The 20,490-nt window shown below is 72.1% G+C and carries 19 protein-coding genes; 18 read left to right on the top strand and 1 reads right to left on the bottom strand.

The genetic code is table 11. The features are described 5' to 3' along the window. Nucleotides 1-5: 5 nt before the first annotated feature. The 8 genes from ACFC0D_RS31480 (at nucleotide 6) to ACFC0D_RS31445 (ending at nucleotide 8,552) form a co-directional block, all read left to right on the top strand. On the top strand, nucleotides 6-1,118 hold the full coding sequence (locus tag ACFC0D_RS31480) for a quinone-dependent dihydroorotate dehydrogenase (protein ID WP_376443281.1): 1,113 nt from the start codon (nucleotides 6-8) through the stop codon (nucleotides 1,116-1,118). Continuing rightward, a complete protein-coding gene (gene pyrF, locus ACFC0D_RS31475) occupies nucleotides 1,115-1,951 on the top strand; it encodes an orotidine-5'-phosphate decarboxylase (RefSeq protein WP_376443278.1) in 837 nt (278 codons plus the stop codon). The genes ACFC0D_RS31480 and pyrF overlap by 4 nt, the downstream gene beginning before the upstream one ends. A 275-nt stretch (nucleotides 1,952-2,226) precedes the next feature. Then, nucleotides 2,227-2,550, top strand: coding sequence for an integration host factor (locus ACFC0D_RS31470; RefSeq protein WP_030204477.1), 324 nt, complete (start codon nucleotides 2,227-2,229; stop codon nucleotides 2,548-2,550). 49 nt (nucleotides 2,551-2,599) lie between these two features. Further along, nucleotides 2,600-3,163 (top strand): guanylate kinase, encoded by a 564-nt coding sequence (gene gmk / locus ACFC0D_RS31465; protein ID WP_376443276.1) that lies wholly within the window; start codon nucleotides 2,600-2,602, stop codon nucleotides 3,161-3,163. Nucleotides 3,164-3,233: 70 nt separating this feature from the next. Beyond that, on the top strand, nucleotides 3,234-3,506 hold the full coding sequence (rpoZ, locus tag ACFC0D_RS31460) for a DNA-directed RNA polymerase subunit omega (protein WP_005319902.1): 273 nt from the start codon (nucleotides 3,234-3,236) through the stop codon (nucleotides 3,504-3,506). Nucleotides 3,507-3,614: 108 nt separating this feature from the next. Next, nucleotides 3,615-4,880, top strand: a complete 1,266-nt coding sequence (gene coaBC / locus ACFC0D_RS31455) for a bifunctional phosphopantothenoylcysteine decarboxylase/phosphopantothenate--cysteine ligase CoaBC (RefSeq protein WP_376443274.1) — start codon at nucleotides 3,615-3,617, stop codon at nucleotides 4,878-4,880. Nucleotides 4,881-5,091: 211 nt separating this feature from the next. Beyond that, complete coding sequence (metK, locus tag ACFC0D_RS31450) at nucleotides 5,092-6,300, top strand: methionine adenosyltransferase (RefSeq protein ID WP_362371761.1); 1,209 nt, start codon at nucleotides 5,092-5,094, stop codon at nucleotides 6,298-6,300. 107 nt (nucleotides 6,301-6,407) lie between these two features. Continuing rightward, complete coding sequence (locus tag ACFC0D_RS31445; protein ID WP_376443272.1) at nucleotides 6,408-8,552, top strand: primosomal protein N'; 2,145 nt, start codon at nucleotides 6,408-6,410, stop codon at nucleotides 8,550-8,552. A 589-nt stretch (nucleotides 8,553-9,141) separates the two neighbouring features. On the opposite strand, the gene ACFC0D_RS31440 is transcribed toward ACFC0D_RS31445, so the two are convergent. Next, on the bottom strand, nucleotides 9,142-9,654 hold the full coding sequence (locus tag ACFC0D_RS31440) for a hypothetical protein (RefSeq protein WP_376443269.1): 513 nt from the start codon (nucleotides 9,652-9,654) through the stop codon (nucleotides 9,142-9,144). A gap of 262 nt (nucleotides 9,655-9,916) precedes the next feature. On the opposite strand from ACFC0D_RS31440, the gene fmt reads away from it, so the two are divergent. From fmt to ACFC0D_RS31390, 10 genes are all read left to right on the top strand, one after another. After that, nucleotides 9,917-10,849 carry a methionyl-tRNA formyltransferase gene (gene fmt, locus ACFC0D_RS31435; protein WP_376443266.1) on the top strand — a complete coding sequence of 311 codons (933 nt, stop codon included), beginning with the start codon at nucleotides 9,917-9,919 and terminating at the stop codon, nucleotides 10,847-10,849. Between the two features lie 105 nt (nucleotides 10,850-10,954). Beyond that, nucleotides 10,955-12,376, top strand: coding sequence for an RsmB/NOP family class I SAM-dependent RNA methyltransferase (locus ACFC0D_RS31430; protein ID WP_376443263.1), 1,422 nt, complete (start codon nucleotides 10,955-10,957; stop codon nucleotides 12,374-12,376). A 176-nt stretch (nucleotides 12,377-12,552) separates the two neighbouring features. After that, a complete protein-coding gene (rpe, locus tag ACFC0D_RS31425; protein ID WP_329122888.1) occupies nucleotides 12,553-13,236 on the top strand; it encodes a ribulose-phosphate 3-epimerase in 684 nt (227 codons plus the stop codon). Between the two features lie 198 nt (nucleotides 13,237-13,434). After that, nucleotides 13,435-14,451, top strand: coding sequence for a sugar-binding transcriptional regulator (locus ACFC0D_RS31420; protein WP_376443300.1), 1,017 nt, complete (start codon nucleotides 13,435-13,437; stop codon nucleotides 14,449-14,451). A gap of 262 nt (nucleotides 14,452-14,713) precedes the next feature. Further along, complete coding sequence (gene ltnD / locus ACFC0D_RS31415; RefSeq protein ID WP_376443259.1) at nucleotides 14,714-15,628, top strand: L-threonate dehydrogenase; 915 nt, start codon at nucleotides 14,714-14,716, stop codon at nucleotides 15,626-15,628. A gap of 1 nt (nucleotide 15,629) precedes the next feature. Then, nucleotides 15,630-16,907, top strand: coding sequence for a 3-oxo-tetronate kinase (gene otnK / locus ACFC0D_RS31410; RefSeq protein ID WP_376443256.1), 1,278 nt, complete (start codon nucleotides 15,630-15,632; stop codon nucleotides 16,905-16,907). Further along, complete coding sequence (locus ACFC0D_RS31405; protein ID WP_376443253.1) at nucleotides 16,904-17,641, top strand: aldolase; 738 nt, start codon at nucleotides 16,904-16,906, stop codon at nucleotides 17,639-17,641. Before otnK ends, ACFC0D_RS31405 begins: the two co-directional genes overlap by 4 nt. Nucleotides 17,642-17,695: 54 nt before the next feature. Further along, entirely contained in the window at nucleotides 17,696-19,003 is a 1,308-nt protein-coding gene (locus tag ACFC0D_RS31400) for an MFS transporter (RefSeq protein WP_376443250.1), read from the top strand. A 78-nt stretch (nucleotides 19,004-19,081) separates the two neighbouring features. Then, nucleotides 19,082-19,921 carry a 2-oxo-tetronate isomerase gene (gene otnI, locus ACFC0D_RS31395; RefSeq protein ID WP_376443247.1) on the top strand — a complete coding sequence of 280 codons (840 nt, stop codon included), beginning with the start codon at nucleotides 19,082-19,084 and terminating at the stop codon, nucleotides 19,919-19,921. Beyond that, a partial coding sequence (locus tag ACFC0D_RS31390; protein ID WP_376443244.1) for an NAD-dependent epimerase/dehydratase family protein occupies nucleotides 19,918-20,490 on the top strand: 573 nt, incomplete at its 3' end. The genes otnI and ACFC0D_RS31390, both read left to right, overlap by 4 nt.

Raw genomic sequence — 20,490 nt, 5'->3', positions numbered from 1 at the left:
CCCACATGTACAAGTTCTTCTTCAACCTCGTCTTCAAGCGCATGGACCCCGAGAAGGCCCACTACCTGGCCTTCCGCTGGATCCGCCTCGCCGCCCGCGTCCCCGTCCTGCGCACCTTCGTCGCCGCGGTCCTCGCGCCCCGCCACAAGGAGCTGCGCACCGAGGCCCTCGGCCTGCGGATGCACGGCCCCTTCGGCCTCGCCGCCGGCTTCGACAAGAACGCCGTCGCGATCGACGGCATGTCGATGCTCGGCTTCGACCACGTCGAGATCGGCACGGTCACCGGCGAGGCCCAGCCCGGCAACCCCAAGAAGCGCCTCTTCCGGCTGGTCCCGGACCGCGCCCTGATCAACCGCATGGGCTTCAACAACGAGGGCTCCGCCGCCGTCGCCGCCCGCCTCCACGCGCGCGTGCCGGTCTTCAGGACCGTCGTGGGCGTCAACATCGGCAAGACCAAGGTCGTGCCGGAGGCCGAGGCGGCCGCCGACTACGTGAAGTCCACCGAGCGCCTCGCCGCGCACGCCGACTACCTGGTCGTGAACGTCTCCTCGCCGAACACTCCCGGCCTGCGCAACCTCCAGGCCACCGAGTCGCTCCGCCCGCTGCTCACCGCGGTACGGGAAGCGGCCGACCGCACCGTCACCGACCGCCGCGTCCCGCTCCTGGTCAAGATCGCCCCCGACCTCGCGGACGAGGACGTCGACGCGGTCGCCGACCTGGCCCTGGAACTCGGCCTCGACGGCATCATCGCCACCAACACCACCATCGCCCGCGAGGGCCTGGGTCTGAAGTCCGACCCGGCGCTGATCAAGGAGACCGGCGGCCTGTCCGGCGCGCCCGTCAAGGAGCGCTCCCTCGCGGTCCTCAGGCGCCTCCACGCGCGCGTGGGGGACCGGCTGGTCCTCGTGGGCGTCGGCGGCATCGAGAACGCCGAGGACGCCTGGCAGCGCATCCTGGCCGGCGCCAGCCTGATCCAGGGCTACAGCGCCTTCATCTACGAGGGCCCGTTCTACGCCCGCGCCATCCACAAGGGCCTCGCGGCGCGCCTCGCCGCCTCCCCGTACGCCACCCTCGCCGAGGCCGTCGGCGCCGACAACCGAAAGGCCGCCGCCAAGTGACTCTCTCCTTCGGAACCCGGCTGCGCTCCGCCATGGACGAGCGCGGCCCGCTCTGCGTCGGCATCGACCCGCACGCCGCGCTCCTCGACTCCTGGGGCCTCGGCGACGACATCGCCGGTCTGGAGCGCTTCACGTACACCGTGGTGGAGGCCCTCGCCGAGACCGTCGCCGTCTTCAAGCCGCAGTCCGCGTTCTTCGAACGCTTCGGCTCGCGCGGTGTCGCCGTCCTGGAGCGCGCCGTCGCCGAGCTGCGGGCAGCGGGCGGCCTGGTCGTGATGGACGCCAAGCGCGGCGACATCGGCTCCACGATGGCCGCCTACGCCGAGACCTTCCTCCGGAAGGACTCCCCGCTCTTCTCGGACGCCCTCACGGTCTCCCCGTACCTCGGCTACGGCTCGCTGAAGCCGGCCGTCGACCTGGCGAGGAAGTCCGGCGCGGGCCTCTTCGTCCTGGCCCTCACCTCCAACCCGGAGGGCGCGGAGGTCCAGCGGGCGGTGCGCGAGGACGGCCGTACGATCGGCGCGACCATGCTGGCCCACCTCGCGGAGGAGAACGCGGGGGAGACCCCGATGGGCTCCTTCGGCGCGGTCGTCGGCGCGACGCTCGGCGACCTGTCCTCCTTCGACCTGGACATCAACGGCCCGCTCCTGGCTCCCGGCATCGGCGCCCAGGGTGCCACCCCGGCCGATCTCCCGGCCGTCTTCGGCGCGGCGGTCCGCAATGTGGTCCCGAACGTCAGCCGAGGCGTCCTGAAGCACGGTCCGGACGCCGCGGCCCTGCGGGCCTCCGCCGAGCGGTACGCGACCGAAATCCGCGAGGCCGTCGGCTCCTGACCGCCCGCCGGGCCAATCCGCAGGTCGGGGCCGTCTCACTCTGTGACAAGAACTTGGCTCAAAACCCGGTCGTTATGCCCGAAAAGTCCTGGTCGGTCGATGCTGACCAGGACTTTTCGCTTGTTCTCGCTGACTGGAGAGGCATTGGCCGCTAGTCTCCGGGGCAGAGTCAGCGTTCAGCGGTTACCCACGTTGGTCGTTGCTCCACTGGTGTGGGGCGTCCAGGTTCCTCACCGGTCCGTATCCGACAGTTCGACATCCGAGGTGACGTAGGCGTGGCTCTTCCGCCCCTTACCCCTGAACAGCGCGCAGCCGCGCTCGAAAAGGCCGCCGCGGCTCGCCGGGAGCGGGCCGAGGTCAAGAATCGACTCAAGCACTCCGGCGCCTCCCTCCACGAGGTGATCAAGACCGGCCAGGAGAACGACGTCATCGGCAAGATGAAGGTCTCCGCGCTGCTGGAGTCGCTCCCGGGCGTGGGCAAGGTCCGCGCCAAGCAGATCATGGAGCGGCTCGGTATCTCCGAGAGCCGTCGTGTGCGCGGGCTCGGTTCCAACCAGATCGCCTCCCTGGAGCGCGAGTTCGGCAGCACCGGCGCCTGAGACGGGACTGCCGTCCCAGGCACCCCCGTAAAGCTGGAATAATCGCTGCATGGCAGCAGAGGTACGTCCGCGGCTGACCGTGCTCTCCGGCCCCTCCGGGGTGGGCAAGAGCACGGTCGTCGCTCATATGCGCAAGGTCCACCCCGAGGTCTGGCTCTCGGTGTCGGCCACGACACGAAAGCCGCGACCCGGCGAGAAGCACGGCGTCCAGTACTTCTTCGTCACGGACGACGAATTCGACAAGCTGGTCGCCAACGGGGAACTCCTCGAGTGGGCCGAGTTCGCGGGCAACCGCTACGGCACGCCGCGTGCGGCGGTCCTGGAGCGCCTGGAGGCCGGCGAGCCGGTTCTCCTGGAGATCGACCTCCAGGGCGCCCGTCAGGTCAAGGAGTCCATGCAGGATTCGCAGCTGGTCTTCCTGGCCCCGCCGAGCTGGGACGAGCTGGTCCGCCGGCTCACCGGCCGCGGCACCGAGTCGCCCGAGGTCATCGAGCGCCGGCTGGAGGCCGCCAAGATCGAACTGGCCGCCGAGACGGAGTTCGACACCACCCTGGTCAACACCTCCGTCGAGGACGTGGCCCGTGAGCTGCTAGCCTTGATGAACGTTGTTTGATCTTTTTCTGATCACCTGGATCTGATCATCCCGATCAGCTCACCCAGAAGTTTCTTCGGAAGGCTAGAGCGTGTCCTCTTCCATCACCGCGCCCGAGGGCATCATCAACCCGCCGATCGACGAGCTGCTCGAGGCCACCGACTCGAAGTACAGCCTCGTGATCTACGCGGCCAAGCGCGCGCGTCAGATCAACGCGTACTACTCGCAGCTCGGCGAGGGCCTGCTCGAGTACGTCGGTCCGCTCGTCGACACCCACGTCCACGAGAAGCCGCTCTCGATCGCCCTGCGCGAGATCAACGCGGGTCTGCTGACCTCCGAGGCCATCGAGGGCCCGGCGCAGTAAGCACGTAACGTTCATCACCTCAGGCCCGGCGGAACAACCGCCGGGCCTGTGGTGTCTCATGGAGACGTACGCATCCGAGTACGCATCCGAGTGCGGGGAGTGGCAGTGGTGACCAAGCCGAAGGTCGTTCTGGGGGTCAGCGGCGGCATCGCCGCGTACAAGGCCTGTGAGCTGCTCCGGCGGCTGACCGAGTCCGGCCACGACGTACGCGTCGTGCCGACCGCCTCGGCCCTGAACTTCGTCGGCGCGGCCACCTGGTCGGCCCTCTCCGGCAACCCCGTCTCCACCGAGGTGTGGGAGTCCGTCCACGAGGTCCCGCACGTACGGATCGGGCAGGCCGCCGACCTCGTCGTCGTGGCCCCCGCCACGGCCGACATGCTCGCCAAGGCCGCCCACGGCCTCGCCGACGACCTCCTGACGAACACGCTGCTCACCGCCCGCTGTCCGGTCGTCTTCGCGCCGGCGATGCACACCGAGATGTGGGAGCACCCGGCCACCCAGGAGAACGTGGCCACGCTGCGCCGCCGCGGCGCCGTCGTCATCGAGCCCGCCGTCGGCCGACTGACCGGCGTCGACACCGGCAAGGGCCGGCTGCCGGACCCCGCCGAGATCTTCGAGGTCTGCCGTCGGATCCTCGCCCGCGGCACCGCCGCACCCGACCTCGTCGGCCGCCATGTCGTGGTCAGCGCGGGCGGCACCCGTGAGCCCCTCGACCCCGTCCGCTACCTGGGCAACCGCTCCTCCGGCAAGCAGGGCTACGCCCTGGCCAAGGCCGCCGCCGCCCGTGGCGCCCGGGTCACCCTCGTCGAGGCCAACACCGGCATCCCGGATCCGGCCGGCGTCGACGTGGTCCACGTGGGCACCGCGATCCAGCTGCGCGAGGCCGTCCTCAAGGCGGCGGCCGACGCCGACGCCGTGGTCATGGCGGCCGCCGTCGCGGACTTCCGCCCGGCGGTCTACGCATCGGGGAAGATCAAGAAGCGGGACGGCGTCGAGGCGCCCACCGTCGAACTGGTCCGCAACCCCGACATCCTCGCCGAGATCTCCGCCGACCGGGCGGTTCCCGGCCAGCTGATCGTCGGCTTCGCCGCCGAGACCGACGACGTCCTCGCCAACGGCCGGGAAAAGCTCCGCCGCAAGGGCTGTGACCTGCTCGTGGTCAACGAGGTGGGGGAACGCAAGACCTTCGGATCCGAGGAGAACGAGGCCGTGGTGCTCAGCGCCGACGGCACCGACACGCCCGTACCGTACGGACCGAAGGAAGCCCTCGCGGAAACGGTCTGGGACCTGGTCGCACCACGCCTGCGGACCATGCCCGCGGAGAATTCCGGGAAATCCTCCGATCGTCCGGAATTCACCGACTCGGCGGAGTGAAATCCCGGGAATCCGGTCCTCTCGGGGGATCTGAACGGGTGCTCGTGATGCGTGTGAGGCCGGATTTCATGAGCCTCCGGCTCCCACCTTGCGAGACACCTGGCCCAATGCCCGAGCACGCCCGATAGACTGGTCGCGGAACGTCGCGGGGCGCAGCCCCCTGCCGTCCGACATTGTTCAGCCAGCAGCCGCTGCAACCCCAGGGAGCATTGTGTCCCGTCGTCTGTTCACTTCGGAGTCCGTGACCGAAGGTCACCCCGACAAGATCGCTGACCAGATCAGCGACACCATTCTCGACGCGCTCCTCCGCGAGGACCCCACCTCCCGCGTCGCCGTCGAGACGCTGATCACCACCGGCCTCGTGCACGTCGCCGGTGAGGTGACCACGAAGGCGTGGGCCGACATCCCCACCCTCGTACGGAACAAGATCCTCGAGATCGGGTACGACTCCTCGAAGAAGGGCTTCGACGGCGCGTCCTGCGGCGTCTCGGTCTCCATCGGGTCGCAGTCCCCGGACATCGCGCAGGGCGTCGACACGGCGTACGAGAAGCGCGTCGAGGGCGACGAGGACGAGCTGGACAAGCAGGGCGCCGGCGACCAGGGCCTGATGTTCGGCTACGCGTCGGACGAGACCCCCGAGCTGATGCCCCTCCCGATCTACCTCGCGCACCGGCTCTCCCGCCGGCTGACCGAGGTCCGCAAGAACGGGACCATCCCGTACCTGCGCCCCGACGGCAAGACCCAGGTCACCATCGAGTACGACGGCGACAAGGCCGTCCGCCTCGACACGGTCGTGGTCTCCTCGCAGCACGCCTCCGACATCGACCTCGAGTCGCTGCTCGCGCCCGACATCCGTGAGTTCGTCGTCGAGCACGTCATCAAGCAGCTCCTGGAAGACGGCATCAAGCTCGACACCGAGGGCTACCGCCTGCTGGTCAACCCGACCGGGCGCTTCGAGATCGGCGGCCCGATGGGCGACGCCGGCCTCACCGGCCGCAAGATCATCATCGACACCTACGGCGGCATGGCCCGTCACGGCGGCGGTGCCTTCTCCGGCAAGGACCCGTCCAAGGTCGACCGCTCGGCCGCCTACGCCATGCGCTGGGTCGCCAAGAACGTCGTGGCCGCGGGCCTCGCCTCGCGCTGCGAGGTCCAGGTCGCGTACGCGATCGGCAAGGCGGAGCCCGTGGGCCTCTTCGTCGAGACCTTCGGCACCAACACGATCGAGACCGAGAAGATCGAGAACGCCATCGGCGAGGTCTTCGACCTCCGCCCGGCCGCGATCATCCGCGACCTCGACCTGCTCCGCCCGATCTACGCCCAGACCGCGGCGTACGGCCACTTCGGCCGCGAGCTCCCCGACTTCACCTGGGAGCGCACGGACCGCGTGGAGGCCCTGCGCAAGGCCGCGGGCCTCTAGGCGCCGACAAGGCACGATGCGGAAGCCCGGCACCCTCGTGGGGGAGCCGGGCTTCCGCGCGTCCGGCCCCGGGCCGGGTGTCGGTGGGGTCTGGTAGGTATGTGGCTGTGAGCAGCGAGAACGAGACGCCCGAGGGTGCGGCCGGTGAGTCGCACGAGCAGCTCGCGCTCATTCGGGAGTCCGTGCGGAAGGCGAAGGTGCCGCGGGCCAAGCCGCGGACGTGGCGGGGGGCCGCGTTGGCCAAGGAGCTGCCCGTCGCGCGGGTGGTGGTCAACAAGGGGGTGCTCCACCTCGACCAGTTCTTCGACTACGCCGTGCCCGAGGAGCTGGACGCCGTCGCCCAGCCCGGGGTGCGGGTGCGGGTGCGGTTCGGGGCCGGGGCGCACCAGGTCAGGGACGGGCGGCGCGAGGGCGGGCGGCTGATCGACGGCTTCCTGATCGAGCGGCGGGCCGAGTCCGACTACAAGGGCGCGCTGGCCGCTCTCGCCGACGTGGTGTCGCCCGAGCCGGTGCTGAGCACAGAGCTCCTGGGGCTCGCGCGGGCCGTCGCCGACCGGTACGCGGGGAGCCTCGCGGACGTGCTCCAGCTGGCGATCCCGCCCCGCAGCGCCCGCGCGGAGGGCAAGGCGTCCCCGGAGCCACTGCCGCCGCCCGCCGCGCCCGAGGCGGGCACCTGGGCGCGGTACGAGCGCGGCACGGCCTTCCTGGACGCCCTGGCCCGGGGCGGGGACCCGCGGGCGGTCTGGAACGCGCTGCCGGGGCCGTACTGGGCCGAGGAGCTGGCCCGCGCCGTGGGCGCGGCGCTCGCCTCCGGGCGGGGCGCGCTCGTCGTCGTACCCGACGGACGGGCCGCCGGACGCGTGGACGCCGCGCTGACGGCGCTCCTGGGGCCGGGACGGCACGCGCTGCTCACCGCCGAGACCGGACCGGAGAAGCGGTACGCGCAGTGGCTCGCGGTACGGCGGGGCTCCGTGCGCGCGGTCGTCGGTACCCGGGCGGCGATGTTCGCGCCCGTACGGGACCTCGGGCTCGTCGCCATCTGGGACGACGGGGACGGCAGCCACAGCGAGCCGCACGCGCCGCAGCCCCACGCGCGTGATGTGCTGCTGCTGCGCGCCGCCCACGACAGGTGCGCCTTCCTGCTCGGTTCGACCAGCTGCACGGTCGAGGCCGCGCAGCTCGTCGAGTCCGGCTGGGCCGCGCCGCTGATCGCCGGCCGCGACCAGGTGCGGGCGGCCGCCCCGCTCGTACGGACCGTCGGCGACACCGATCTCGCCCGAGACGAGGCCGCGCGCGCCGCACGGCTGCCTTCGCTCGCCTGGCAGGCGGTACGGGAGGGCCTGAAGACCGGTCCGGTACTCGTCCAGGTCCCGCGCCGCGGCTACGTACCGAGGCTGGCGTGCGAGCGCTGCCGGACCCCTGCGCGCTGCCGGCACTGCGCCGGGCCGCTGGAGGCGCCCGAGCAGCAGGAGCTGCGGTGCGGCTGGTGCGGGCGGGGAGCGCCGGACTGGCACTGCGTGGAGTGCGGCGCGACACGGCTGCGGGCCCAGGTCGTGGGCGCGCGGCGGACGGCGGAGGAGCTCGGCCGGGCGTTCCCCGCGGTGCCGGTGCGGACGTCGGGGCGGGACCACGTCCTGGACACCGTCCCGGGGCGGCCCGCGCTCGTGGTGTCCACGCCGGGCGCGGAGCCGGTCGCCGAGGGCGGCTACGCGGCCGCGCTGCTCCTCGACGGCTGGGCGATGCTCGGCCGGCCCGACCTGCGCGCGGGAGAGGAGGCGCTACGGCGCTGGATAGACGCGGCCTCGCTGGTGCGCGGGCAGGGTGAGGGCGGCACGGTGGTGGTGGTCGCGGAACCCACGCTGCGGCCGGTGCAGGCGCTCGTGAGGTGGGACCCCGTCGGCCACGCCCAGCGCGAGCTGGCGGAGCGGGCCGAGCTGGGCTTCCCGCCGGTCTCCCGGATGGCGGCGGTGTCCGGCCCGCCGGAGGCGGTCGTGTCGTTCCTCGCGGCGGCCGAACTGCCGGACGACGCAGAGGTGTTGGGCCCGGTCCCGCTCCCGGTCGTCCGCGCTGGCGGCCCCCGCCGGCCGGGGGACACCCCACCGGGGGAGCAGTGGGAACGCGCCCTGGTCCGCGTCCCGCCGGGCAACGGGGCGGCGCTGGCGGCGGCCTTGAAGAAGGCGCGGGCGGGGCGGTTGGCACGGGGTGGGGGCGATCCGGTGAGGGTCCGGGTGGACCCTCCGGACATCGGCTGACGCGCGCCCCGTCGGGCGGCTCCGACCCGCGATCCGGGGGCGGCGGCCATGCGCCGGTCCACGCGGGCCGTGGCCACCCGGGCCGCCGCCAACACGCTGCCGTAGGCGCCCGCGTCGCCTGGGCCGGCGCCCGCCCTCACGACCTCGCCCACCCACCCCCCGTTGTGGGCAACTGTTCCGCTGGGGCTGGGGGTCCCCCCGGACGGAGTCTGGGGGAGGGTGGGCACAACGGAACGGTGCCCTTGCCGGGCCCAGGCTCCCGGTCCCGTACGGTGCGCACGGGTGCGGCGCCGTCGTGGGGTTGTGCCCACCCGTTCCGCCCTGCGGAACGCCTGCCCACAACCGGCGAGAGCGGGGGTTGAGGGTGGGCACTGTCCTGCGGAAGGCGCAACCCCGGGCGGGGGTTGAGGGTGGGCACCGTCCTGCGGAAGGCGCAACCCCGGGCGGGGGTTGAGGGTGGGCACCGTCCTTCGCAACGCGCAACCCCGGGGGGTGAGGGGGGCTCGCCCCGGCAGAACGGGTCCCGCGACGGGGGAGGGTGAGCACCGTGCTGTGGGGCCCTGTGTACAACCCGCGCAGGCGGCCGGCGTCAGCCGTTGCGGGGGCCCGGGAAGGCCGGGGGGCGGGGGTCTTCGCGGAGCGTCGCGGAGGTCGGCTGCGGCGGCATCGTGCGGGCCGGCGGAACCACCGGCAGCGTGCGGGTCGTGCCCGGCTCCGCGGCGCGGTCCGACTCCACGACCGCCCCCGGCTGAGGCGCGCGCCGCGCCCCGTAGCGGCGGTGGACCGCCTGCTTCGTCACCCCGAGCGCGGAGCCCACCGCGTCCCACGAGAACCCGAGGGAGCGGTCGAAGTCGACCGCCGCCGTCACCAAGGTCTCGACACTGTCCCGCAGCTCCTGGGCGAGCCGGACGGTCGGGGCGGGCGCCCGCCCGTAGACGACGAAGCCCGTCGACGGGCCGGAGCGGCGCGGGCGGTAGACATTGCCCAGCTGGGCCGTGAGTGTGCGCAGCGCGTCCACCTGCCGCCGGACCCGCTCGATGTCTCGCACCAACAGGTGCAGACTCGCCCGGGCTTGGGCGTCGTGGGTGGCGTGGTCGGCCATGTGAAAGCCTCTCGAACCGGCGTGTAAAGGGTGGGACCGCGAAGAGGACAGCGGCCCGTTTCGGTCAATCTCTCTTGACCAACGCGCCACCCGTGGATTGGGTCACGGTGCGGGGGCGTACACGCATATGCGCAGGGCGCTCAGGCTCACGTACGCCCCCTCGCGCCCCGCCCTCTAGACTGGTGCGCTGCCCTCCCCCAAGCTCTCGGCTGCGCTCGAGCAGGGAGGTACCCCACCGCCCCGAGATGCGAGGTTTCCCCGAGTGAAGCTGGTCTTCGCAGGCACCCCCGAGGTCGCCGTACCCGCCCTGGACGCCCTGCTCGCCTCCGGTCGGCACGAGGTGGCCGCCGTCGTCACCCGTCCCGACGCTCCCGCGGGCCGCGGTCGGCACCTGGTCGCGAGCCCGGTCGCCCAGCGTGCGGAGGAGGCCGGGATCGAGGTGCTCAAGCCGGCGCGGCCGCGTGACGAGGCGTTCCTCGCGCGGCTCCGCGAGATCGCCCCCGACTGCTGCCCGGTCGTGGCCTACGGCGCGCTGCTGCCCAAGGTCGCCCTCGACATCCCGGCCCGCGGCTGGGTCAACCTCCACTTCTCGCTGCTGCCGGCCTGGCGCGGCGCCGCGCCGGTGCAGCACGCCGTGATGGCGGGCGACGAGGTCACGGGCGCGTCGACGTTCCAGATCGAGGAAGGGCTCGACTCCGGTCCGGTCTACGGCGTGATCACCGAGGACGTCCGCCCCACCGACACCAGTGGCGACCTGCTGACCCGACTCGCCTTCGCCGGCGCCGGGCTGCTCGCCGCCACGATGGACGGCATCGAGGACGGCAGCCTGAAGGCCGTCCCGCAGCCGGCCGACGGCATCACGCTGGCCCCCAAGATCCAGGTCGAGGACGCCCACGTGGACTGGAAGGCCCCGGCGCTGCGCGTGGACCGCGTCGTGCGCGGCTGCACGCCCGCCCCGGGCGCCTGGACCCTGTTCCGCGGCGAGCGCCTCAAGCTGATCCAGGCGGCGCTCGTCCCGGACCGTACCGATCTGACGCCGGGCGAGCTCGGGGTCGGCAAGAACAACGTGTACGTCGGCACCGGCTCGTACGCCGTGGAACTGCTCTGGGTCCAGCCCCAGGGCAAGAAGCCCATGCGGGCGGCGGACTGGGCTCGTGGGGTCCGTATCGCCGCAGGGGAAACGGTCGGCGCGTAGCACCGTCGAGCAGGGCGGTGGTGGCCGACGGGTGGGCGAGCGGGTGGCCGGCACGGACGTAGGCTTGGAGGGTTCGACCGTCTCACTTCGTCAGCGGAGCACCTTTTGAGCGAGCAGGCCAATCGCCGTCCCCCCAAGCCGTACCGGCGTCCCAAGAAGGATCCCGTCAGGATCCTGGCCTTCGAGGCGCTCAGGGCGGTCGACGAGCGGGACGCGTACGCGAATCTCGTGCTGCCGCCGCTGCTGAAGAAGGCCCGGGAGAAGGGCGACTTCGACGGGCGGGACGCCGCGCTCGCGACCGAGCTCGTCTACGGGACGCTGCGGCGCCAGGGGACGTACGACGCGATCGTCTCGGCGTGCATCGACCGGCCGCTGCGGGAGGTCGATCCACCGGTCCTCGACGTGCTGTCGCTCGGCGCGCACCAGCTGCTCGGTACACGCATTCCGAGCCACGCGGCCGTCTCGGCGAGCGTGGAGCTGGCGCGGGTGGTGCTCGGGGACGGGCGGGCCAAGTTCGTGAACGCCGTTCTGCGGAAGATCGCGCAGAACGACCTCGACACCTGGGTCGCGCAGGTCGCCCCGCCGTACGAGGACGACGCCGAGGACCATCTCGCGGTCGTCCACTCCCACCCCCGCTGGGTCGTCTCCGCGCTCTGGGACGCCCTCGGCGGCGGGCGGGCCGGCATCGAGGACCTGCTGGAGGCCGACAACGAGCGGCCCGAGGTCACGCTCGTGGCCCGGCCCGGGCGCGCCACCACCGAGGAGCTCACCGGCGAGGACACGCTGCCCGGCCGCTGGTCCCCGTACGCGGTCCGGCTGGCCGAGGGCGGCGAGCCCGGCGCCATCGAGGCCGTGAAGGAGGGGCGGGCCGGCGTCCAGGACGAGGGCAGCCAGCTGGTCGCCATCGCGCTGGCCAACGCGCCCCTGGAGGGTCGCGACGAGCGCTGGCTCGACGGCTGCGCGGGCCCCGGTGGCAAGGCCGCGCTGCTCGGAGCCCTTGCCGCGCAGCGAGGTGCCTCCCTGCTCGCCTCCGAGAAGCAGCCCCACCGCGCCCGCCTCGTCGAGCGCGCGCTGGCCGGCAACCCCGGCCCGTACCAGGTCATCGCCGCCGACGGCACGCGCCCGCCGTGGCGTCCGGGCTCCTTCGACCGGGTCCTCATGGACGTTCCGTGCTCCGGCCTCGGCGCGCTGCGCCGTCGCCCCGAGGCACGATGGCGCCGCCGCCCGGAGGACATGGACGGCTTCGCCCCGCTCCAGCGCGGTCTGCTGCGCGAGGCGCTGTCGGCGGTCCGCGTCGGGGGAGTCGTCGGGTACGCGACCTGCTCGCCGCACCTGGCGGAGACCCGCGTGGTCGTCGAGGACGTCCTCAAGGGCCGCGGCGGCCCGGCCGTCGAGGCGGAGTGGATCGACGTCCGCCCGCTGATGGCCGGCGTTCCCGGACTCGGCGACGGCCCGGACGTCCAGCTGTGGCCCCACCTCCACGGCACGGACGCGATGTACCTGGCGCTGCTCCGCCGTACGGCCTGACGCCCGAGAGGCGCGGGCCGAACGGCCCCGCGTCCGGCATGTGGACGGTCGGGATCGGCGGAGCGCGCGGGGAATCCGGGCCGAATCCGGGCCGAATCCGTACCGAACCCGCGCGGATCCCGGTCCGAAACCGCTCCGCGGCAAAGAAGTGCCCAAGAACATGGCAGGCTTGGCACATGGCGCAGATCAACCCCAGCATCCTGTCCGCAGACTTCGCCCGCCTCGCCGAGGAGGCGAAGGCCGTCGAGGGTGCCGACTGGCTGCATGTCGATGTCATGGACAACCACTTCGTGCCCAATCTGACGCTCGGCGTGCCGATCGTCGAGTCGCTCAGCCGCGCGACGGGCACCCCGCTGGACTGCCACCTCATGATCGAGGACCCTGACCGCTGGGCCCCGCAGTACGTGGAGGCAGGTGCCGGGTCCGTCACCTTCCACGTCGAGGCGGCGGCCGCGCCCGTGCGTCTCGCGCGGGAGATCCGGGCGAAGGGCGCGCGGGCGTCGATGGCTCTGAAGCCCGCGACGCCCATCGAGCCGTACGAGGACCTGCTCCCCGAGCTCGACATGCTGCTGATCATGACCGTCGAGCCCGGCTTCGGCGGGCAGGCCTTCCTCGACATCATGCTCCCCAAGATCCGTCGTACCCGTGAGCTGATCTCCAAGCACGGCCTCGAGCTGTGGCTGCAGGTCGACGGCGGGGTCGCCGAATCCACCATCGAGCGCTGCGCCGAGGCCGGCGCGGACGTCTTCGTCGCCGGCTCTGCGGTCTACGGCGCCGCCGACCCGGCCGAGGCGGTCCGCTCGCTCCGCGCGAAGGCCGAGTCCACCATCGCCTCGGCGGCGTGGGCGTGTGGCCACTGAGCCTCGGCCAGATGAACGCGGTCCGTCGGAGCGTCGACAGGACCGATCAGGGCCCGCCGGATCTGACAGGATGAACGGCGAGTCCAGAGTGTGAACGACAAGCAGCACAGCAGGACCGCACGACCAGCACAGCAGCAGCACGGCAGCAGCACTGAGCAGCGGTACGAGAACAGAGCTAAGGAGATCGCGGTGGCGGGAATCTCGGCGGGACGGTCAGCCCTGCGGATGGGACCCGCGGAGCTGGTGCAGGCGGCGGCCATGGCCCGCCGCTTCTACCTCGAGGGCAAGTCCAAGATCCAGATCGCCGAGGAGTTCGGCGTCAGCCGCTTCAAGGTGGCCCGGGTCCTGGAGACCGCCCTCGAACGCGACCTCGTACGGATCGAGATCCGCGTACCCGCGGAGCTGGACGCCGAGCGCTCCGACGCGCTCCGTGCCCGCTACGGGCTCCGGCACGCCGTCGTCGTCGAGTCCCCGGCCGAGGGCGAGGACGAGTCGCCCGACCCGGAGAACCTCGGCGAGGTCGCGGCCGACCTGCTCGGCGAGCTCGTCAACGAGGGCGACGTCCTCGGCCTGGCGTGGGGCCGCTCCACCATCCACATGGCGGCGGCCCTCGACAGGCTGCCCCCGTGCACGGTCGTGCAGCTCACGGGCGTGTACGACGCGGGGACCGCCGAGCGCGGCTCGGTCGAGGCGGTACGGCGTGCCGCCCAGGTCTCCGGCGGCGAGGCGCACCCCATCTACGCGCCGATGCTGCTGCCCGACCCCGCGACGGCGGCCGCGCTGCGGAACCAGACCGGTATCGCCCGGGCCTTCGAGTACTTCGACAAGGTCACCGTCGCCTGTGTGTCCATCGGCTCCTGGGAGCCGGGCATCTCGACCGTGCACGACATGCTCTCGGACGAGGAGCGCGCCCATTACGCCTCCCTCGGCGTCGCCGCCGAGATGTCCGCGCACCTCTTCGACACCGAAGGGCGCCGGGTCGGGCGTGACCTGGGCGAGCGCTGCATCACGGTCGAGGCCGACCGGCTGCGCCGGATCCCCGAGGTCGTGGCGATCGCGGGCGGTCAGCGCAAGGCGGCGGCGATCGGCGCGGTGCTCCGCTCCGGTCTGGTCACCAGCCTGGTGACGGACCGCGCTGCGGCGGACTACCTCCTCACCGAGTCGGCGCCCGGCTCGCGCCCGGCGCTCGAGCGCGCGGACCCGGACGGAGTCTGACCGGACCTGACGGCCGGCGGGCGCCGACCACCAGTCCCTTCGGTACCGCCGGCCCCTCGTTCATGACGCCGTTCATGACGCCCCGAACCTCGGCGGCGGTACGCCTCTGACAGGCGTACCGCCGCTTTCTGCGTTGCGCAGCGCGCAATCCGATGCAATGTGACGGGCCTCACAGTGGACTGCTCTGCATCCTCAGGTCATCATATGACCCGATCACCTTCTGGGCTCGCGCTCCGGAGGCACAGCGAGACGAGGTAGGGGCATGAACGACCAGGACAGGCCGACACGTCCGCGCGTCGGCGTGGTGGGACTCGGGGCCATGGGCCTGGGGATGGCCCGCAGTCTGCGGGCCGCCGGGCATGACGTCGCGGTCCACGACCTGCGGCCGGACGTGGCCGAGGGCTTCGCCCGGGAAGGCGGGACGGCCTACGCCACCACCGGCGACCTGGCGGCCGCCGTGGACGTCCTGGTCGGCGTCGTCGTCAACGCGGCACAGGTCGAGTCCGTGCTGTTCGGCGCCGACGGGGCGGCCGACCGGCTGCGCCCGGGTGCCGTCTTCGTGATGTGCTCCACCGTCGACCCCGGCTGGTCCGAGGAGCTCGAGGGGCGCCTCGCCGAGCGGGGCGTGCTCTACCTGGACGCCCCCATCTCCGGCGGCGCCGCCCGTGCCGCCGTCGGCGAACTCACGATGATGACCTCCGGCTCGGCCGCGGCGTACGAGCTCGCCGACCCGTTCCTGGAGGCCATGAGCGGCACGGTCTACCGCCTGGGGGACCGCGCCGGACTCGGCTCGAAGGTCAAGATCGTGAACCAGCTCCTGGCCGGTGTGCACATCGCCGCCGCGGCCGAGGCGATGGCCCTCGGCATCAAGGCCGGCGTACCGGCCGAGGCGCTCTACGAGGTCATCACGCACAGCGCGGGCAACTCGTGGATGTTCGAGAACCGCATGGCCCACGTCCTCGCCGGCGACTACACGCCGCTGTCCGCGGTCGACATCTTCGTCAAGGACCTCGGGCTCGTCCTCGACGCCGCCCGTCCCGAGCGGTTCCCGCTCCCGCTCGCCGCGACGGCGCACCAGATGTTCCTGCAGGCGTCGGCGGCCGGGTTCGGCCGCGAGGACGACAGCGCGGTCATCAAGATCTTCCCGGGCGTCGACCTGCCGAAGGCCGAGGGCTGACATGACCATCCGACTCGGCTGCATCGCCGACGACTTCACCGGCGCCACGGACCTGGCCAACAACCTGGTGCGCGCGGGCATGCGCGTCGTCCAGCTGATCGACGTACCCGGAACCGGCCACGACGTGGACGCCGACGCCGTCGTCATCGCCCTCAAGTCGCGGACCGTCCCGGCCGCCGAGGCCGTCGACGCCTCGCTGCGGGCGCTCGCCTGGCTCCGTTCCGCCGGCGCCGAGCAGATCTACTTCAAGTACTGCTCCACCTTCGACTCGACGCCGGCCGGCAACATCGGGCCGGTCACCGAGGCCCTGATGGAAGCGCTCGGCACCGACTTCACCATCGCCACCCCGGCCTTCCCCGACAACGGGCGCACGGTCTTCAAGGGCCATCTCTTCGTCGGAGACGTCCTGCTCGCCGAGAGCGGCATGCGGAACCACCCGCTCACGCCGATGACCGACTCCAACCTGGTCTCCGTACTCGGCGCCCAGACGATCCGGCCGGTCGGCCTCATCGACCACACGGTCGTCGCCGACGGCGCCGAGGCGATCCGGTCCCGCATCGCCGAGCTGCGTGCGAACGGCGTCGCCACAGCGATCGTCGACGCCGTCTCCAACGACGACCTCGTGCGCATGGGTGCGGCGGTCCAGGGGCTGCCGCTGGTCACCGCCGGGTCCGGGCTCGCGATCGGTCTGCCCGCGAACTGGGGCTTCCGCCCGTCGCCCGCCGCCGCCCAGCTCCCGCCGGCGGCCGGACATCGGGCCATCGTCTCCGGATCGGTCTCCGAGGCCACCAACGGCCAGGTCCTGGAGTTCCTGAAGAGCGGCCGCCCCGCGTTCAGCGTGGACCCCCTGCGGATCGCGGCCGGGGAGGACGTCGCCGGGCAGGCGCTGGCCTTCGCCGAGGCGCACCTGGCCGACGGACCGGTCCTCGTCTACTCGACCGAGGCCCCCGACACCGTCCGTACCGTGCAGGGCCGCCTCGGCGCGGCCGAGGCGGGGGAGCTCGTCGAGCGCACCCTGGCCCGGGTCGCCCAGGGGCTCGTGGAGTGCGGTGTCCGCCGGCTCGTCGTCGCGGGCGGCGAGACCTCCGGAGCGGTCGTCCAGGCGCTCGGCCTCACCGGGCTGCGCATCGGACCGCAGATCGACCCCGGCGTGCCGTGGTGCGCGGCGGCCCTCCCCGCCGGGGAGACGCTGCACATCACCCTGAAGTCCGGCAACTTCGGCGGCCCGGGTTTCTTCACCGACGCCTTCGCCCTCCTGGACGCGGAGGCCGCCGCGTGACCGGGTTCCGTAACAGCGCCGCGGACGTCCGTAACAGCGCCTGGGACCACGCGAACAGCACCGCGGACCTCCCGGACCGCGCCGTGGACGCGGCGCGTGCCGAGATCGTCCGCGTGGGCACGAGCCTGTTCGCCCGCGGCTACGTCCACGCCAGCGCCGGCAACATCAGCGCCCGGGTCGGCGAGGGTCATCTGATCACCCCCACCGACGCCGCCCTCGGATTCCTCGAACCCGACCGGCTCGCGCTGGTCGACGCCGACGGCGAGCAGGTGGCGGGCGACCGCGCCAGCAAGACGCTGACGCTGCACCGGCGCATCTACGAGGCCGACCCCACGGCCCGCTTCGTCCTCCACACCCACTCCACGCATCTTGTCGGCCTCACCCTGGCCGGTGTGTGGAGCCAGGACGACGTGCTTCCGCCTCTCACCCCGTACTACGTGATGAAGGTCGGGCACGTTCCGCTCATCCCCTACCACCGGCCCGGCGACCCGCGCGTGGCCGACCTGGTGGCGGCCGCGATCGCCGACCGCGCCGCTCGCGCCACCCCGATCAGGGCTGTGCTCCTCGACCGTCTGGGCCCCGTCGTCTGGGGTCCGGACGCCGCCACCGCCCTCGCCGTCCTCGAAGAACTCGAGGAGACGGCACGCCTCTGGCTCCTGACCGACCGTCGCCCTGAGCCACTCCCCGATCACGCGATCGACGAACTGAGGTCCACGTTCCGAGCAGCGTGGTGACCAGCGCTCCACCCCGTCAGAGAATCCCCTGAGCCGCTTACGAAGGATTCCGTCATGTCCATATCCGCGACGACGGCAGAGGCCCCCGACCTCGCCCGCGAGAACGCCGTCTTCCGCAAGGTCGTGCGCCGCATCGTCCCCTTCCTCATCCTCTGTTACGTCTTCTCCTACCTGGACCGCGTCAACGTCGGCTTCGCGAAGCTGCAGATGTCCGAGGACCTCGGGTTCAGCGAGGCGGCCTACGGCCTCGGTGCCGGCCTGTTCTTCATCGGCTACTTCCTCTTCGAGGTGCCGTCGAACCTGATGCTGCAGCGCATCGGTGCGCGCACCTGGATCGCCCGCATCATGATCACCTGGGGCGTGGTCTCCGCGGGGTTCATGTTCGTCTCGAACGAGACGACGTTCTACGTGCTCCGCTTCCTGCTCGGCGCCGCCGAGGCAGGGTTCTACCCCGGCGTGATCCTCTACTGTACGTACTGGTTCCCCTCGCACCGCCGTGCCCGGGTCATCGCCCTGTTCATGTCGGCCATCCCCGTCGCCGGCATCTTCGGCAACCCGCTGTCCGGCTGGATCATGGACCGCTTCCAGGGTGTCAACGGCTGGCAGGGCTGGCAGTGGATGTTCCTCCTGGAGGCCCTCCCCGCGCTCGCCATCGGTGTGGCCTGCCTGTTCTACCTCGACAACGGCGTCCGCGACGCCAAGTGGCTCAGCGAGGAGGAGAAGGACATCGTCGAGCGGGCGATAGCCGAGGACTCCGCCCAGAAGTCGGTGCACGGCCGGGTCCTGGACGCCTTCCGTGAGCCCAAGGTGTGGCTGATGTGCCTCATCTACTTCTGCTTCGTGATGGGCCAGTACGCGCTGACCTTCTGGATGCCCACCTTCGTCCAGTCGACCGGCATCAAGGGCAACCTCGCGATCGGCGTGCTCAGTGCCGTGCCGTTCCTCGCCGCGCTCGTCGCGATGAACCTCTTCGGCCGCTCGGCGGACAAACGCCGCGAGCGCCGCTGGCATCTGGTGATCCCGAGCCTCATGGGCGCCGTCGGCTTCTCGCTCGCTGCCAGTTGGTCGGGGTCCACCGTGCTGTCCCTGGTGGCGCTCTCCTTCGCCGCGGCCGGTGTGCTGACCTGTGCCCCGCTCTTCTGGTCGCTCCCCACCGCGTTCCTCGGCGGCACCGCCGCCGCGGCCGGTCTCGCCGTGATCAACTCGGTGGGCAACCTCGCCGGCTTCGTCAGCCCGTACATGATCGGCGCGCTCAAGGACGCCACCGGCTCCACCTCGATCCCCATGTACGTCCTGGCGCTCAGCCTCGTCGTCGGCGCCGTCGCGGTGCTCACCACGAACAAGCAGGTCGTCAACCGCTGACGGGCCGCGCCCGTCCCACCGGCCGGATCCGGACCTCCGCTCAGGACCGGATCCGGCCCTTCCCCCACAGGAGTCACCATGCCGAGGTTCGCCGCGAACCTGTCCATGATGTACACCGAGCACGACTTCCTCGACCGCTTCTCCGCGGCCTCGGCGGACGGTTTCCAGGCGGTCGAGTACCTCTTCCCGTACGCCTACGACGCCACCGGACTCCGTCGCCGCCTCGACGACCACGGTCTGCGCCAGGTGCTCTTCAACGCGCCCCCGGGAGACTGGGACGGCGGCGAGCGCGGAACGGCGGCGCTGCCCGGCCGCGAGAAGGAGACGCTCGACGGGATCGACCGGGCGCTGGAGTACGCGGCGGCGCTGGACTGCCCCCGCGTCCACGTGATGGCCGGACTCGTCCGTCCCGACGCGACCCAGGCCGAGCTCGCCGCACACCGCGACACGTATCTGGCCACCCTCGCCCGCGCCGCGGAGCGGGCTGCCGCGGCGGGCGTCGACATCCTGATCGAGCCGATCAACGGCCGTGACATGCCGGGCTACTTCCTGAGCCGGCAGGCCGACGCGCACGCCGTGGTGCGGGAGGTCGGCGCGCCGAACCTCAAGGTCCAACTGGACCTCTACCACTGCCAGATCGTCGAGGGCGACCTCACCACCACCCTGCGCCGCGACCTGCCCACCGGCCGGGTCGGCCATCTGCAGATCGCCGGCGTCCCGGACCGCCACGAGCCCGACGAGGGCGAACTCGACATCCGCCATCTGTTCGGCGTCATCGACGAATCGGGCTTCGACGGATGGATCGGCTGCGAGTACGTCCCGCGCGCCGGCACGAGCGAGGGGCTCGGCTGGCTGAAGAAGCACCAGCACGAAGAGAACCACCTGAACCACCAGAACCACCGAGGAGACAACGCATGAGGATCGTCATCACGGGTGGCTTCGGCTTCCTCGGTCGGCAGGTCGCCCGCGCCCTGCTCGACGCACGGACGTTCCGCGGTACGCCCATCGAGCGGCTGGTGCTCGCCGACCGGTTCGTGCCCGACGCCTCGCCGGAGGCGGCCGACCCGCTCGTCGACGTCGTGCGGGGCGACCTGACCGACGGCCTCGACGAGCTGTTCGCCAAGCCGGTCGACGTGGTCGTGCACCTCGCCTCCGCCGTCTCCGCCGAGTGCGAGGCCGACTTCGACCTCGGCATGAGCGCCAACGTCGACACCACCCGCGCCCTGCTCGAGGCCGCCCGCGCCCAGTCGGCCGCCGGCGGCCCGACGGCCGTCGTGGTGTTCTCCAGCAGCGTCGCCGTCTACGGCTCCGATCCGGCGCTGCCGCTGCCCCCGGTGGTCTCCGAGTCGACCCTGCCCACCCCCCGGTCCAGCTACGGCATCCAGAAGTTCGTCTGCGAGCAGCTGGTCGCGGAGTACACCCGTCGCGGCTACGTCGACGGCCGCGTCACCCGACTGATGACCGTGTCCGTCCGGCCGGGCAAGCCG

This window comes from Streptomyces sp. NPDC056222, assembly GCF_042264065.1.
Taxonomy (GTDB): domain Bacteria; phylum Actinomycetota; class Actinomycetes; order Streptomycetales; family Streptomycetaceae; genus Streptomyces.
The sequence above is the reverse complement of the archived record's forward strand: the minus strand, read 5'-3'. Positions and strand labels throughout refer to the sequence as shown.